The sequence below is a fragment of the Micromonospora sp. WMMD1082 genome (assembly GCF_029626175.1).
In the GTDB taxonomy this organism is placed as follows: Bacteria; Actinomycetota; Actinomycetes; order Mycobacteriales; family Micromonosporaceae; genus Micromonospora.
In genome coordinates this window covers 2,822,447-2,837,551 of record NZ_JARUBM010000002.1, presented here as the reverse complement: position 1 = coordinate 2,837,551, position 15,105 = coordinate 2,822,447, and the positions used below count along the sequence as shown (strand labels likewise).

The window sequence follows — 15,105 nt, the reverse complement described above, 5'->3', positions numbered from 1 at the left end:
GAATGGGGCCAGACCGGTGCCGGGCAGCACCGGAAAGCAGCGTCGCTCCGGCGCGCACCGGCCGGCGTCGGGGCGGCAGCGGAGCACGAGGACAAGGGGGGACGGTCCGTGGAGTACACGTCCGGCGCGGCGTCGTGGCAGAAGGCGCTGCGGCGACTCGTCGCCGGGTTGCTGCCCGGGCGGCCACGCCAACGCCGGCCGGGTTGGTCGGTCGGCGTGCCGTTGATCGCCCTCGCGGCCGGGCTGCTCTTCACCACCACGGCCACCACCGCCGGCGGTACCGCCCTGCGCGAGGACCGACGGCCCCAGCTCACCGAGCTGATCGAGGACCGCCGCGAGCAGGTGGCGACGAACGAGAAGCGCGCCGCCACGCTGCGGGGGGAGGTCGAGAGCCGTACGGCCGTCCTCGCCGACTCCGACGGCCCGATCAAGGAGCAGCAGGAACGGGCCGCCGCCAGCCGGACCGCGGCCGGCTTCACCGCGCTCACCGGCCCCGGGTTGACCGTCGAGCTCAACGACGCGCCGCAGCTCAGCAACCTGCCCGAAGGTGCCACCAATGATGACCTGGTCGTCCACCAGGGCGATGTCCAGGCGGTGGTGAACGCCCTGTGGGCCGGCGGCGCCGAGGCGATGTCAATCATGAACGTCCGCGTGCTGGCAACCAGCGCGGTACGCTGCGTGGGTAACACCCTGCTGCTGCACGGGCGGGTGTACTCCCCACCTTTCAAGATCGTAGCAATTGGCGATCCCGCCGCACTTCGGCAGGCCCTCGCCGTTTCCGAGGGAGTCCGGTGGTTCAGGGACGCGGTCGACAACTACCAGCTCGGCTACTCAGAGACTCCTGGCACCGTCACCGTGCCCGCGTTCGAGGATTCCACCACCTTGCGTTCGGCGAGGGTGCCGCAGTGAGGCCCGAGCGTGCCGCAGTGAGGCCACAGTGAGCCAGCAGCCAGACGGTCGCCATCGCGACCAGACCGACGAGCCCACCGCCCTCCTGCCCAAGGTCGACCGGGACGATCCCGCCAAGGCCCCCCGATCGGCGGGCGCGTGGCCGGACCCGGTCCCGCCCACCCGGTCCGGGTCGCCCCGGCCGCCGTACGACTCACCGCCGGCCGTGCCCCCGCGTCCGATCGACCAGGTGGCCGCCACCGGCCGGTTGCCGGAGAGTCAGCGCCCGACGAACCCCGGCCGCTTCGACGCGTCCACCGACGCCGCCCCGCCCGCCGGCCCGGGTCGGTGGGACACCGCGCCGGCAGCGGACCAGCCCGGTCGGTCGACGGCCGGAAACGGCACCGCGGACGGCTGGACCGCGACCCCCGGCCCGGAGCGCGCCGACCGCCCGGCGACCGACCATCGGGGTGCCGGTCCCGGCCAGGAGCGGCAGACCCCGACCTCCGGTCGCTGGGACGCCGCACCGCCCGCCGACCGTGCCGCGAACCAGTGGGATCCGGCACCGCCGGTAGACCACTCCGCGAACCAGTGGGACACCCCGCCGCCGGTGGACCGCACCGCGAACCAGTGGGATCCGGCACCGCCCGTGGACCACTCCGCGAACCAGTGGGACACCCCGCCCTCCGCGGACCGCTCGACCGGTCCCGGCCGTACGGCCGGCCAGTGGGATCCGGCAGCGGACCAGGGTCGCGGCATCGACCCCGGCCGGCGGCAGCAGGGCGCGGAGAGCGCCGACCAGTGGCACGGCGTACCGCTGCCGTCGGGTCAACCGGACATTCCGGTTGGTCCGACCCCCTGGCGCGGGGCGTTCGAGTCGAGCCGGGGCGCGGCCGGGGCGCCGCAGCCGAGCGGCACCCGACCCGGCGATGCGAACCCCGGTCACGCGGCCGCCACCGGGCCCGGCGCACCGGGCAGGTCGGCACCGGCCGACAACGGGGGCCGGCCAGGTGCCGCCGGGGGAACCGGCACGCCTGCGCCCTGGCCCGGCACCCAGCCGCCGGCACCGCCGGCCGCCGGCCCGACCTGGCCTGGAGCCGGATCGGCCCAGCCAAACGGTGGTGCTCCGCTGTCGGCCGCCGGCACCGCCCAGCCGAGCCACAACGCCGCGCAGCCCAGCACCGGGACCGCCCAGCAGAGCGCCAGGACCGCGCAGCCCGGCACCGGGACCGCGCAGCCGGGCATGGGGAGCGCGCACCCGGGCACCGCACAGCCGGGCACCGCACAGCCGGGCGTCGCGCAGCCGGGCCTCGCGCAGCCCGGCGCCGGGCAGCCGGGCGCCGCTGGCCTGCGCCCGGCCACGCCGCCCCCGGCCGGCCATTCAGCGCAGTCTTCGCAAACGGGGCAGTCCGCCACACCGCACGGCGGGCAGGCCTACGGACAGCCGGCGTACGGACAGCCGGCGTACGGCGGGCAGGCACCCCATCCCGGGCAGACGAACCTGGCTGGGCCGGTGAACCATCCGGGGCCGGCGAATCAGGCTGGCCAGGCGAACCAGGGCGGGCCCGCAGCACCGCACGGGCGTCACGGGCACCCGCCCCAGGTCGGGCCGGCCGCGAACGGAGCGCCCCACGCGCTGCCCGGCCAGCCGCCGACGGCACCGTCCTGGCAGATGGCGGGCCGCGGCACCGCCGAGGCCGAGTCGCCACGGCAGCCGGCAGATCGCGCCGCAGGCCGGGGTGGCTGGTCGGGCGAGGAGCCGACCGCGCTGATGCCCAAGGTCGGCGGCGCCGCAGCCGCCGGTCGTCCGGCCGGTGGTGACCGGGCGGCGGGTGACCGTCCGGCCGTTGACCGGGCGGCGGATCCGACCCGGCCGATCCCGACGGTCGTTCCGGCGGCGAGCCCGCCGGCCGCGTCGACAGTCACTCCGGGCGACCCGACGGCAACGGACCGCGCGGCTGCCCCGACGGGCCTGCCCGTGGCGCCGGCCCAGCAGCCCCACCCGTCGACCCCCGGCCGGCCGCACCAGCAGGCCCACCCGGCGGCACCGAACCAGCCGAACCAGCAGGCCGCCCCGAACCAGCAGGCCGCCCCGAACCGGGCGGCCGACCCGGGAGCCACCGCGCTCATTCCGGCCGTCACCGGAGCCAGACCGGCCAGCCCACCCCCGATGGACTCGACCGCTCTGATGGGAGCCGTGCCCCGGCCGCCGACGACCGAGGAGCCGGCCGACGGCGCCGACCAGCCCGCCGAGACGCCGAAGCCGCGCCGGGGCGATCGGGTGGTGCAACTGCGTCCGCACCAGACAGGTGAGGGCTACAAGAGCGTCTACTCGGAGCTGACCCGCCCGTCGCTCTGGTCCCGCGTACGCACCGGCCTCCGGTTCAGCGGCGAGCTGTTGATCACCTTCGGCCTGGTGGTGCTGCTCTTCGCGGGATACGAGATCTGGGGCAAGTCGGCGATCGTCGACGCCCACCAGGGCGAGCTGAGCGAGCAGTTGGCGCAGGTCTGGGCCCCCGAGCCGGATCCGACGGTGGCGGCGTCGGCCAGCCCGTCCGCCTCACCCAGACCGGCGGTGCAGGGCACGCCGATCGCGGGCCTCTACATCCCGAAGTTCGACAAGGAATGGATCGTGGTCGAGGGCGTCGGCCAGAAGGACATCCGGTACGCGCCGGGCCACTACCCGGACAGCGCCATGCCGGGCCAGGTGGGCAACTTCTCCGTGGCCGGGCACCGGAACCGGGCCACCTTCTGGCGGCTGGACGAACTGCGCAACGGTGACCCGATCCTCGTCGAGGGCCGCACCGAGTGGTACGTCTACCAGGTCACCGAGAGCCTGATCGTCAGGCCGACACAGGTCGAGGTGGTGGCTCCGGTGCCAGGTCGGCCGGGCGTGAAACCGACCAAACGGATGCTGACCCTGACCACCTGCAACCCGAAGTTCGACAACTATCAGCGGTTGATCATTCACGCCGAGTTGACGCGTACCCAGCCGAAGAGCGAGGGGCGTCCGGCGGAGTTGGGGACCTGACGATGTACGCCTGGATCTGGCGCAAGCTGCCCTTCGGGCTGCCCGGCAAGCTCGTCGGCAGCCTGCTGCTCGCCACCACCGCGGTGGCGCTGCTCTGGTATGTGGTGTTCCCCTGGGCCGAGCCGCTGCTGCCCTTCGACGACGTGCAGGTCACCCAGGAGGACTCCGGGGTGCCGGGCGGGCCCGCCGGCGACGTGGTGCCCGGCGACGACGGCTCGGTGGGCGAGGACCCGGCGGGCGACGACCACGACCTGCCGTACGACACGGATCGGAACAACACCCCGCCGCCCGACGAGGACGAGTGAGGCCGTGCGCGTCCTGGTGATCGACAACTACGACTCGTTCGTCTTCAACCTCGTGCAGTACCTCGGCCAGCTCGGCGTGGAGTGCGACGTACGACGCAACGACGAGATCGACGTGGCCGAGGTGGGGCGGGTCGACGCGGCCGGCATCCTGCTCTCACCCGGGCCGGGCAGCCCCGACCGGGCCGGCATCTGCCTCGACGTGATCCGCGAGTACGCCGGACGGCTGCCGATCTTCGGCGTCTGCCTCGGCCACCAGGCCATCGGCGAGGCGTTCGGCGCCACCGTCACCCGCGCCCCGGAGCTGCTGCACGGCAAGACCTCGGAAATCCGGCACGACGACACGGGCGTCCTCGCCGGCCTGCCCGACCCGTTCACGGCGACCCGCTACCACTCCCTCGCCGTGCTGCGGGAGACGCTGCCGGCCGAGCTGGAGGTCACCGGCTGGACCGCCTCCGGGATCGTGATGGCGATGCGCCACCGGACCCTGCCGATCGAGGGCGTCCAGTTCCACCCGGAGTCGGTGCTCACCGAGGGCGGGCACCTGATGCTGGCCAACTGGCTCGCCGCATGCGGCCACCCGGAAGCGCTGGAACGCGCCCCGGCACTCGCAGCCGAGGTCGACGCCCGCCGCCGCGCCGCCTTCGCCACCGCCTGAGGTCAGACCCCACGCCGGGCCCCCGGCGCCCGTGAACGCCGGCGCGATCAACCGGATCCCGTCGATAGGCCGGTTGGCGTCCAGACGTGGTCGGCCCGAACGGGATTGGCCGTGGCGGTCAGCGGGCCAGGGCGTCGGAAACGCCGGGGTCGGGGGGCGAGGTGACGGTCGGCGGCCGATCACGGATCGCGTCCCAGGCCGCCTTGCCGCTGGCGAGGTAGTCCCGAGCTGCCTTCCGCGCGAGCTGGGCCGAACCACAGCCCGAGCAGCGGGCGGGCACTCCCTCGGCGTCGATGCCGAGGTGCCGGCAGAGGGTCACCGCGCGGGACAGGTGGTAGGACTGGGTGACGATCAGGGCCCGCTCGATCCCGTACACCTCGCGCGCCCGGCGACAACTGTCGTACGTGTCCAGGCCGTGCGGGTCGGCGATCACCTGCCGCGGATCGACGCCGAGCCGCCCGGTCAGCTCCAGGGTCATCGCCGCCGGCTCGTCCCCGGATGCCCCGCCTCCGTCGCCCGACACCAGCACCACCCGAGCCTGCTGGCGGTGCACCAGCTCGGCGGCGGTCTCCAGACGACCGGCCAGCCGGGGGCCGGGCTGGCGTCCGTCCTCCGTCACGGCAGTGCCCAGCACGATCACGACGTCGACAGTCGGTGCCTCCGCCACCGGGTGCAGGTGGCCGCGGGCGGCGATCGTCGTCCACAGCCACGGCAGGCTGACGAGCAGCAGGACGGCCACTCCCAGAGCGGCTGCCCGGGTCAGGCGACGCCGCCACCGGGCGGCCCGGGCCGCCGGCTCGGTCATCGAGCGGACCGCGCTTCGCCGCCATCGGTTCCCCGGCACCGGCCACATCGGGTGCGTTTGTGGTCACTCCAGCGACCACGAACGCACCCGGTCGAGCCGGCCAATGCGATTACTCGCCGGAGAGGCGGAACGGCGGGACGGACGGCAGGAGGCCGCCACCACCGCCACCACCGTCGTCATCCGGCGGCGGGGTGGTCGGGGTGCCAGTGGGCGGCGGCGGGGTCTGGGTCGGCGGGTCCGGGTTCTCCGGCTCGGCCACCGACACGACGATCTCCACCCGGCTGCCCTTGGTGCGCTGGGTATTGGCGTTCGGGCTCTGGTCGACCACCCGCCCGGCCTGGTCGGCGGGCACCTCCGGGCCGAGCTCGACGGCGGGCTTGAAGCCGGCGTCCTCCAGGGTCCGCTTCGCCTCCGCTTCGGTGAGACCGACCACGGACGGGACCGGCACGATGTTGCCCCTGGAGACGGTGAGGGTGACCTCGCTGCCCTCCGCGACCTTTTCACCGGATGCGGGGGAAACCTCCAGCACCTGACCCGCGCTCTCCGCGCTGTCCTTCTGCGCGACCTTGACCTCGAGCTTCAGCTCGTCGAGCCGCTCCTCGGCGGCCTCGCGGGTGCTGCCGACCAGGCCGTTCGGGATCGTCACCTCGGGCTTGCCGCCACAGATCTCCACGGTCACCGTGCTGTTCGGCGCCACCTGCTCGCCGGCGGAGGGCGATTGGTTGGTGACGGTGCCCTCCTTGCAGTCCGAGGTGAACACGTCTTCGCCGCGCTCCGGGACCAGGCCGGCCTGCTGGATCTGCTCGAACGCGTCCGCCAGGCTCAACTCGGTGACCGTCGGCACCGGAAGGGCCTCCGCCTCCCTGTTGTTGTTCAGCAGCAGCGCGGCGACCAGGGCGATCACCGCGAGCACGCCGAGCGCCGCGAACGTGGCGAGGAGCCAGGAGGACGCCTTGCGCTGGCGCGGATCACCCACCCGGGCCGGGATCTGCCGGGTCTGCGTCGCCCCGGCCGACGGGTAGCCCGGGCCACCGGCCGCGGCCATCGCCACGGTCTCGTCCTCGCGCATCACCGGGGTCGCCATCACCGGTCGGCCGGCCGCCGCGCGGAGCAGATCCGCCCGCATCTCGCCGGCGCTCTGGTAGCGGTTGAGCGGGTTCTTCGACAGCGCCTTGAGCACGATCGCGTCGACCGCCGGGTTGACGTCCGGGTTGAGGTCGCTCGGCGTCGGCGGCGCCTCCCGGACGTGCTGGTACGCGACGCTGACCGGGCTGTCGCCCACGAACGGCGGGTGCCCGCAGAGCAGTTCGAAGAGCACACAGCCGGCGGCGTACACGTCGGAGCGGGCGTCGACCGCCTCGCCGCGCGCCTGCTCGGGGGAGAGATATTGTGCGGTGCCGATGACCGCGCTGGTCTGCGTCATCGTGGTGGCACCGCTGGCCAGCGCCCGGGCGATGCCGAAGTCCATCACCTTGACCTGACCGGTCTGGGTGAGCATCACGTTGCCCGGCTTGATGTCGCGGTGGATGATGCCGTGCCGGTGGCTGAAGTCGAGCGCGGCGCAGATGTCGGCGCAGATCTCCAACGCCCGACGGGGCTGCAACCGCCCCTCGGCGCCGAGCACCTCCTTCAACGTCCGCCCGTTCACGAACTCCATCACGATGAACGGGAGGGTCTCGCCGGTCGGCGCCTGCTCCTCACCCGTGTCGTAGACGGCGACGATGGCCGGATGGTTGAGCGAGGCGGCGTTCTGCGCCTCCCGCCGGAAGCGCATCTGGAAGGTGGCGTCCCGGGCCAGGTCGGCGCGGAGCATCTTGATCGCGACGTCCCGACCGAGCCGCAGGTCGCGACCGCGATGCACCTCGGCCATGCCGCCATAGCCGAGCAGCTCGCCGACCTGGTACCTGCCACCGAGCAGGCGGGCCTGCGCTGTCATCGCGTCTGTCGTCCTTCGCTCGTCGTCGTCTCGTCGCCGCCCGTTCCGGGCTGATCCAGTCGACGGTACGCCGTACCGGCTGGATCGTCTCGTCCGTCGGGCCGCAGCGCGTCGGACGTCACCGCTTGCACGGAAACCGCACCCGACGCACCCGCGCCGAGATTGTTCCGCAGTTGGTAGGAAATCACGCCGGAGCAGAGGAGGACCAGTGCGCCCAGCACGATAGCCAGGAACACCATCCCGGATCGTGACCGTCGGGGAACCGGCCGTGACGGGCCGGACTGCGGAGCGTACCCCGGCGGGACCGTGGCCGCGCCACGCGGATAGCCGGTCGCGGCCGGCGCGACCGCTGTGGGGTGCGGCGGCGCCGGCGGACGGGCCTGCGGGTGGGGTGGCGGCCGGTGCCCCGCCGCCAGCGCGTGCGGTGCGGCCGGGGAGTGCGGTGCCGCCGGGGTACGCGGCGGCTGCGGCACCTGCGCGCGGCCCGGGGCCGGCGAGGCCGGCGCGGCGGAGATCGGAGCGGCCTGACCGCCGGCGCGGGCCTGCTGGGACAGGGCCGTCTTCAACTGCCGGGCCACTGCGGCCAGCGCGGCGGCGCTCGGCCAGCGGTCCTTCGGGTCCTTGGCCAGCGCCCGCTCCACCAGTGCGCGGACCTGGGGCGGGATGTCGGACGGCAGCGGCCGGGGGTTCTCCCGGACGTGCCGCATGGCGATGTCGAGGGGATTGTCGCCCTCGAAGGGCCGGCGCCCGGCGAGGCACTGGTACGCGACCACACCGAGGGCGTAGACGTCGGAGGCGGGCGTGGCAACCTGGCCGGTGGCCTGCTCGGGCGAGATGTACGACGCGGTGCCGAGCACCGAGCCGGCCGCAGTGAGCTGCCCGACGAGTTCGGAGCGGGCGATGCCGAAGTCGGTCAGCACCAGCGTGCCGTTCGGGCGGACCAGCAGGTTGCCGGGCTTCACGTCCCGGTGCACGATGCCCTTCACGTGGGCGGCGTGCAGCGCGTCGGCGGCCTGGGCGACCAGCGCCATGGTCCGCGCCGGGGTGAGCCGGCCGACCCGACTCAGCGTGGCCGAGAGGGGGTCGCCCTCGACGTACTCCATCACCAGGAAGGCGATCTGCTGGTCGTTGCCGAAGTCGTAGACGTCGACGACGCCCGGGTGGTTGATCGTCGCCATGGTGCGGGCCTCGCCACGGAAGCGCTCGGCGAAGCCCGGCTCGTCCAGCAGCGCCGGGAGCAGGCTCTTGACCGCCACCGTACGGCCGAGCACCTGGTCGGTGCCGCGCCAGACGTCACCCATGCCACCGCTGGCGATCCGCTCGTCGAGCCGGTAGCGGTTGCCGAGCTGCACTCCGGGACTGAGCATGTCAGCGCCCCCCGGGCTCGGCGATGGCGGCACGCATGATCTGGCCGGCGATCCGGGCGGCCTCGGCGCTGCCGCCGCTGCCCGCCTCCTCCAGGACGACGCAGACGGCCGAGACCGGATTGCCGTCGGAGTCGAGCGCGAAACCGATGAACCAGCCGTGGTCCGGTCGGTCCGGCGCGGACTGGGCGGTGCCGGTCTTGCCGCCGACGGTGTAGCCGTTGATCCGCGCGTTGCGGCCGGTGCCGTTCTCGACGGCGCTGACCATCATGTCCCGCAGGTCGGCGGCGACCTGGCCGCTGATCGGCCGGCGCAGCTCGCGCGGGTCGGCGGTGTCGTAGACGGTGGTGCGGTCCGGCGCCAGCAGCTGGCGCACCAGGTACGGCCGCATCTGGCTGCCGTTGTTGGCCACCGCCGCGGCGATCATGGCCCCCTCCAGCGGGGTCATCCGCACGTCACGCTGCCCGATCGAGGACTGGGCCAGCGCCGCCGGGTCGGCACCGCCGTCGGGGTTCTCCATGCTGCCGGTACGGCTGGCCGCCACGGCCTGGCCACCCTCGCCGAGCCGGCCGACGGTCAGGTCCTCCTGCTCGAACCCGAACTGCCGGGCCTTCTCCTTGATCACGTCGGGGCCGAGCTGCACGCCGAGCTTGGCGAAGCCGGTGTTGCAGGACTCGGTGACCGCCCGCATCAGGGTCACCTGGGACTGCGGGCAGATCGACGGCGCGGCGTTCGTGATCGACTCGCCGGAGGTGGGTGGCGTGTAGCTCGATCCGGCCGGGATGTTGGTGTCCTTGCCGATCCCGTTCTCCAGCGCCGCGGCGGCCACCACGATCTTGAAGGTGGAGCCGGGCGGCAGCACCTCGGCGAGGGCCCGGTTCCGCAGCGGCCGTCCCGCGTTCTGTTCGAGCTTGTTGTACTCCCGGCTCGCCTCGTTGGTGTTGTGGCTGGCCAGCGGGTTCGGGTCGAAGCTGGGCATGGAGACCAGCGCCTGCACGGCCCCGGTCCGCGGGTCGATGGCGATCGCCGCGCCCTTGTTCACGCCGCGGTTGTTGTTGCGCAACTCGTCGTACGCGGCGTCCTGCGCGCGCTGGGAGAGGGTGAGCAGCACGTTGCCGCCGGCGGTGCGGTCGCCGGTGACCATGTCCCGCAGCCGGTTGATGATGAGCTGGTCGCTGGTGCCGGCGAGGAAGTCGTTCTCGGAGCGCTCCAGGCCGGTCGCGGATCCGTTCACCGGCTCGTACCCGAGCACGTGGGCATACTTCGCGCCGCCCGGGTAGGTGCGCAGGTACTTCAGCTCGCCGTCGGTCTCCTTGCTGACGGCCAGGGCGGTGCCGCCGGCCTCGATGTTGCCGCGCTTGCGGTCGTACTTGGCGACCTGGACCCGACCGTTGTAGTCACTGGTGCGGTATTCGTCGGCCTTGTAGGCCTGGATCCAGTTCAGGTTCGCGAAGAGCAGGCCGAACAGGACGATGACGACGACACCGACCCGGCGCAGGGGTGCGTTCACGGCCTGATCACCTCCGTGGTGGCACCGTGCAGTTGCTCTGGTGGGCCGCCGGCGGGCCGGTTCACCTTGCCGCCGACACCGCTGACCGGGCGGCGACCGGCGTCGGAGACCCGCAGCAGCACCGCGACGAGCAGCCAGTTCGCCATCAGCGAGGAGCCACCGGCGGAGAGGAACGGCGTGGTCTGGCCGGTGAGCGGGATGAGCCCGCTGATCCCGCCGACGATCACGAAGACCTGCAACGCCAGGGTGAAGGCCAGGCCACCGGCGAGCAGCTTGCCGAACGAGTCCCGCACCGCCAGGGCGGCCCGCAGGCCCCGCTCGACGATCAGCAGGTAGATCACCAGCAGCGCGGAGAGGCCGAACAGGCCGATCTCCTCGCCGATGCCGGCGAAGATGAAGTCGTTCTGCACCTCGGGCAGCAGCAGCGGCTGGCCACCGCCCGGCCCGGCGCCGAACAGCCCGCCGGTGCCGAGTGCGAGCAGCCCCTGCACCAGTTGGTAACCGGAGTCGTACGGGTCACCGAACGGGTCGAGCCAGATCTCCGCCCGCAGGTAGAAGTTCGCGAACGGCCCGCCGACCGCCTCGCCGAGCACGTACGCGAGGTAGGCGCCGCCGAAGAAGAGGACCAGACCGATGAGCAGCCAGCTGACCCGTTCGGTGGCGATGTAGACCGTTGCCACGAACATGCCGAAGTAGAGCAGCGAGGTGCCCAGGTCCTTCTCGAAGATGAGGACCAGCAGGCTGATCGCCCAGACGACGAGCACCGGGCCGAGGTCGCGCCCGCGCGGGAAGTCGATGCCGAGGATCCGGTGACTCGCCAGCGACAGCACCTCGCGCTTGCGGACGAGGTAGTAGGCGAAGAAGACCAGCAGGGCGAGCTTGGCGAACTCGCCGGGCTGGATGGAGAAGCTGCCGATGCGTACCCACAGCTTCGCGCCGTTGATCTCGGAGATGCTGGCCGGCAGCACCGCCGGCAGCATGACCAGCACGATGCCCGCCAGACCCAGCGTGTACGCGTACCGGGAGACCGACCGGTGGTCGCGCATCAGGGCCAGCAGCCCGGCGGCGAGGATCACCGAGACCAGCGTCCAGGCCAGTTGCCGGCCACCGATGCCGGCGAAGATGGCCAGGTCGACCCGCTCCTCGGGGGCCGCCCGGGCCAGATCGAGCCGCCGCAGGAAGCCGACCCCCAACCCGTTGAGCAGGGCCACCGCCGGCAGCAGGGCCGGATCGGCGAACGGTGCCAGGAACCTGATCACCAGGTGCATGCCGAGGAAGACCGCGGTGAGCGCGGCGGCCGGCACCCAGAATCCCGGGGTGACCGTGTCGAGCACGTTCGCCTCGACCATCGCCCCGTACGCGGCCACCAGCGCCATGGCCAGCAGCAGCAGCGACAGCTCGGCGTTGCGCCGGGACCGGGCCAGGCGTACGCCGGGTCGCTCGCCCGCTGTCGCGGGCGAGGTCGCCGGGGTGGCCGCTGCGGTCACGATCGTCCTCAGGTCGGAGCCGGTGCCTACTCGGGCGACCGGCAGGCCGCCGGGTCGACCGTGGGCGAGAAGGTGTCGACGGGAGGGGCGTCGGGCGTGCTCTCCGGTGCCGTGCTGTCCGGTGCGGGGGCGGAGGTGCCGACGGGCGTGCCGGCGGCGGTGGGGGCCACCGAGCCGTCCGGCGGCGACGGCGAGCCGTCCGGTGCACTCGGCGTCGGCGAGGGCACGCCCGTCGGGGCGGCCGGGCTCGGCGTGGGCGGGCAGATCGGCTTGAGGTTCACGTTGGTCGGGCTGTCCATCGTCAGCTCCGCCAGCCGCCGTTCCGCGTCCGGCTCGCTCTTGGCCGGGATGCCCTGCTTGACCTGCTCCTGCGCGGCGAGGGTGAGGTCGTCCAGCTGGGCGGGGCTCGTCGAGTGCACGCTGGAGAGATCCATGCCGGCGATCTGGCCCTGGACCCCCCGGAACACGGCCACCTGGCCGTCGTCCGTCGCGCCGACGTAGTACTGCCGCTGGGTGTAGCTCCACCCGGCGAACACGCCGCCGCCGACGATCACCAGCAGGGCGGTCGCCATCGCGAGCGCGCGCAGCGGGCGGCGGCGCGTCTCCGGCTCGTCGTCGGCGTTCGCGGCGGGCTCGTCGGGTGTGGCGGGCCGGGGGGCGGAGAGCGCGGAGGCGCGTGCGGCCGGGGTGGAGCCGTCCGCCGAGGTGGCCATGCCCCGATCGCGGGCCGCCGCGCCGCCGACGATCGGCGCCGCCTCGACGATGTCCCGATCGGTGGCGTCGGCGATGATCACCGTGATGTTGTCCGGGCCGCCGCCGCGCAGGGCGAGCTGCACGAGCCGCTCGACGCACTGCTGCGGATCGGCGTACTCGCGCATCGCCTCGGCGATGGTCTCCGCGCTGACCACGCCGGAGAGCCCGTCGGAGCAGATCAGGTAACGGTCGCCGGGAAGCACCTGCCGGACCGAGTACTCCGGGTCGATGTCGCGGCCGTCCAGCGCGCGGGTGAGCAGCGAGCGCTGGGGGTGACTGCTCGCCTCCTCCGGGCTGATCCGGCCCTCGTCGACGAGCATCTGGACGTAGGTGTCGTCCTTGGTGATCTGCGCGAACTCTCCGTCACGCAGGAGGTAGGCCCGCGAGTCGCCGATGTGGACCATGCCCAGCTTGCTGCCGGAGAAGAGGGTCGCGGTCAGCGTGGTGCCCATCCCCTCCAACTGCGGGTTGGCCTCCACGGTCTCGCGGAGCTGCTGATTGGCGGTGCCCACGGCGGAGCGGAGCGCGTCGACCAGGGCGTCACCGGGGACGTCCTCGTCCAGCGGCGCCATGGCACCGATGACGATGTTGCTGGCGACGTCACCGGCGGCCATGCCGCCCATGCCGTCGGCGACGGCGAGTAGCCGCGGCCCGGCGTAGACGGAGTCCTGATTACCGTCTCGGATCAGACCGCGGTCGCTGTGGGCCGCATAGCGCAGGGTCAGAGTCATGGCCGTAATTCGAGAGAGGTGCGGCCGATGCGAATCGGCACGCCGAGGGGGACGGGGGTCGGTCCGGTGACCTTAGCGCGATCGAGGTACGTCCCGTTAGTCGAGCCGAGGTCCTCGACGAACCATTGCCCGTCACGTGGCACGAGCCGGGCGTGTCGCGCGGAGGCGTAGTCGTCGGTGATGACGAGGGTGGAGTCCTCCGCACGACCGATGGTTATCTGCGCCTCACCCAGGGTGATCCGGGTACCGGCCAACTGGCCGGCGGTCACCACCAGCTGATGCGCCGCCCGGCCCCGCTTCACCTTCGCCGGCTTCGACGTCGCCTGACCGGTCGACGCGCCCACCGCCCGGGGCGCGGCCACCAGCCGGCCCGTACGGGCCCCCGCGAAGAGGTCCCGACGGATGACGCCGACCACCGTGAACACGAAGATCCACAGCAGGACGAGGAATCCGAACCGGGCGACGGTGATGACGAGTTCCGGCAAGGCGGATCAGCCGTCCACGCGGAAGGTCAGAGTGGTCGTGCCGAGCTGGATCATGTCACCGGGGTTCAGCGCCACGGCGGAGACCCGCTGGCCGTTGACCATGGTGCCGTTGGTCGAGCCGAGATCGGTCAGCACCACCTGCCCACCGTCGAAGTCCAGCCGGGCGTGTCGCCGGGAGATGCCGACGTCCGGCAGGCGCAGGTTGGCCTGGTCGCCGCGACCGATCACGGTCGAGCCCATCTGCAGCGGGTAGGTGCGGCCGTCACCGGAGACCAGCCGCACGTTGCGCCCACCGCCGTGACCCGGCGGCGGGCCGTAGCCGCCGCCCTGGTCGTACGACGGGTAGCCGGGCGGGCCGGCGTCGTAGCCGGGCGCCGAGACCGGGGCGACGTCGCCACCGGTGTAGACCTCCGCGGTGACCCGGAACATTCCGGTGTCCAGTCCTTCACCGCGCTCGATCTCGACGATCACGTCTCCGTAGACCGTCCACGCCTGCTCGCCGATGAACTCCGCCTGCGACTGGGCCAACTCCTGGGCCAGCGCGGCGGCGTACGGCGCCAGCCGACTGTGGTCGTACGGCGAGAGATCGATCACGTAGCGGTTGGGCACCAACGTGCGCCCACCAGCCAGGATGGCCTTGTGTGCCTCGGCCTCCCGCTGCATGGCGTTGAGGATCTCCACAGGGTGTACCACCCCTTTGAAGACCTTGGCGAAGGCCCCTTCTACCAGGCCTTCCAGACGCTTCTCGAAGCGTTGCAGCACGCTCACCGGCTCCTCCTCGGGTCCCGAGGACATGATGGTATCCGCCCAGAGCGCACGCAGCTCACACGCCGCTCGGCCAGCAGGCCACGGCCCGTTCGGACGGCTCCGGATTGTCGTGCTACTCTTTCGTCCGCCACGAACGGTAACCGCTGCGAGCAGCGAATGCCATTCGCGGCGAAGACCGGGGGCCACGTAACATGGCCGGGGTCCGCTGGCGACAGCGGCGTCGGCCTGGATCACGTTGTCCGAGGTCGAGCCACGGGGAAGTGGCGGAATGGCAGACGCGCACGGTTCAGGTCCGTGTGCCCGAAAGGGCGTGGGGGTTCAACTCCCCCCTTCCCCACCACAGACGAGGGCTCCGCGCCGTGCGGGGCCCTCGCTCCCGTATCGGGA

11 protein-coding genes, 1 tRNA gene and 1 pseudogene are annotated in these 15,105 nt (G+C 72.9%); 5 read left to right on the top strand and 8 right to left on the bottom strand.

The genetic code is table 11. The annotated features are described in order from the left end of the window. Positions 1-108 precede the first annotated feature (108 nt). The 4 genes and pseudogenes from O7615_RS13065 (at position 109) to O7615_RS13050 (ending at position 4,879) form a co-directional block, all read left to right on the top strand. Positions 109-909, top strand: coding sequence for a DUF881 domain-containing protein (locus O7615_RS13065; protein WP_278177754.1), 801 nt, complete (start codon positions 109-111; stop codon positions 907-909). Positions 910-2,995: 2,086 nt separating this feature from the next. After that, positions 2,996-3,919, top strand: a pseudogene (locus tag O7615_RS13060) (class E sortase); the annotation flags it as partial. Positions 3,920-3,921: 2 nt separating this feature from the next. Then, positions 3,922-4,224 (top strand): hypothetical protein, encoded by a 303-nt coding sequence (locus O7615_RS13055; RefSeq protein ID WP_278177753.1) that lies wholly within the window; start codon positions 3,922-3,924, stop codon positions 4,222-4,224. Positions 4,225-4,228: 4 nt separating this feature from the next. Next, the gene (locus O7615_RS13050; protein WP_278177751.1) at positions 4,229-4,879 is read left to right on the top strand and encodes an aminodeoxychorismate/anthranilate synthase component II; all 651 of its coding nucleotides are present in this window, start codon (positions 4,229-4,231) and stop codon (positions 4,877-4,879) included. A gap of 118 nt (positions 4,880-4,997) precedes the next feature. On the opposite strand, the gene O7615_RS13045 is transcribed toward O7615_RS13050, so the two are convergent. The 8 genes from O7615_RS13045 to O7615_RS13010 all read right to left on the bottom strand — a co-directional run bounded on the left by O7615_RS13045 (position 4,998) and on the right by O7615_RS13010 (position 14,745). Then, positions 4,998-5,684 (bottom strand): YdcF family protein, encoded by a 687-nt coding sequence (locus O7615_RS13045; RefSeq protein ID WP_278177750.1) that lies wholly within the window; start codon positions 5,682-5,684, stop codon positions 4,998-5,000. A gap of 109 nt (positions 5,685-5,793) precedes the next feature. Further along, a complete protein-coding gene (gene pknB, locus O7615_RS13040) occupies positions 5,794-7,620 on the bottom strand; it encodes a Stk1 family PASTA domain-containing Ser/Thr kinase (RefSeq protein WP_278177749.1) in 1,827 nt (608 codons plus the stop codon). Then, a complete protein-coding gene (locus tag O7615_RS13035; RefSeq protein ID WP_278177748.1) occupies positions 7,617-8,987 on the bottom strand; it encodes a serine/threonine-protein kinase in 1,371 nt (456 codons plus the stop codon). Before O7615_RS13035 ends, pknB begins: the two co-directional genes overlap by 4 nt. Before the next feature lies 1 nt (position 8,988). Then, the gene (locus O7615_RS13030; RefSeq protein ID WP_278177747.1) at positions 8,989-10,494 is read right to left on the bottom strand and encodes a penicillin-binding protein 2; all 1,506 of its coding nucleotides are present in this window, start codon (positions 10,492-10,494) and stop codon (positions 8,989-8,991) included. Continuing rightward, complete coding sequence (locus O7615_RS13025) at positions 10,491-11,981, bottom strand: FtsW/RodA/SpoVE family cell cycle protein (protein WP_278177746.1); 1,491 nt, start codon at positions 11,979-11,981, stop codon at positions 10,491-10,493. The genes O7615_RS13030 and O7615_RS13025 overlap by 4 nt, the downstream gene beginning before the upstream one ends. Before the next feature lie 26 nt (positions 11,982-12,007). After that, positions 12,008-13,465, bottom strand: a complete 1,458-nt coding sequence (locus tag O7615_RS13020; protein ID WP_278177745.1) for a protein phosphatase 2C domain-containing protein — start codon at positions 13,463-13,465, stop codon at positions 12,008-12,010. Beyond that, positions 13,462-13,950, bottom strand: a complete 489-nt coding sequence (locus O7615_RS13015) for an FHA domain-containing protein (protein WP_278177744.1) — start codon at positions 13,948-13,950, stop codon at positions 13,462-13,464. Before O7615_RS13015 ends, O7615_RS13020 begins: the two co-directional genes overlap by 4 nt. Positions 13,951-13,956: 6 nt before the next feature. Then, on the bottom strand, positions 13,957-14,745 hold the full coding sequence (locus O7615_RS13010) for a DUF3662 and FHA domain-containing protein (RefSeq protein ID WP_278177743.1): 789 nt from the start codon (positions 14,743-14,745) through the stop codon (positions 13,957-13,959). A gap of 227 nt (positions 14,746-14,972) precedes the next feature. Here O7615_RS13010 and O7615_RS13005 point away from each other — a divergent pair. Further along, positions 14,973-15,058, top strand: a tRNA-Leu gene (locus O7615_RS13005). Positions 15,059-15,105: the final 47 nt, after the last annotated feature.

What these genes read in the sequence shown, in the direction of transcription:
- O7615_RS13055 (WP_278177753.1), top strand. Translation starts at nt 3,922, where the DNA reads ATGTACGCCTGGATCTGGCGCAAGCTGCCCTTCGGGCTGCCCGGCAAG.
- O7615_RS13045 (WP_278177750.1), bottom strand. Translation starts at nt 5,684, where the DNA reads ATGACCGAGCCGGCGGCCCGGGCCGCCCGGTGGCGGCGTCGCCTGACC.
- pknB (WP_278177749.1), bottom strand. Translation starts at nt 7,620, where the DNA reads ATGACAGCGCAGGCCCGCCTGCTCGGTGGCAGGTACCAGGTCGGCGAG.
- O7615_RS13035 (WP_278177748.1), bottom strand. Translation starts at nt 8,987, where the DNA reads ATGCTCAGTCCCGGAGTGCAGCTCGGCAACCGCTACCGGCTCGACGAG.
- O7615_RS13020 (WP_278177745.1), bottom strand. Translation starts at nt 13,465, where the DNA reads ATGACTCTGACCCTGCGCTATGCGGCCCACAGCGACCGCGGTCTGATC.
- O7615_RS13010 (WP_278177743.1), bottom strand. Translation starts at nt 14,745, where the DNA reads ATGTCCTCGGGACCCGAGGAGGAGCCGGTGAGCGTGCTGCAACGCTTC.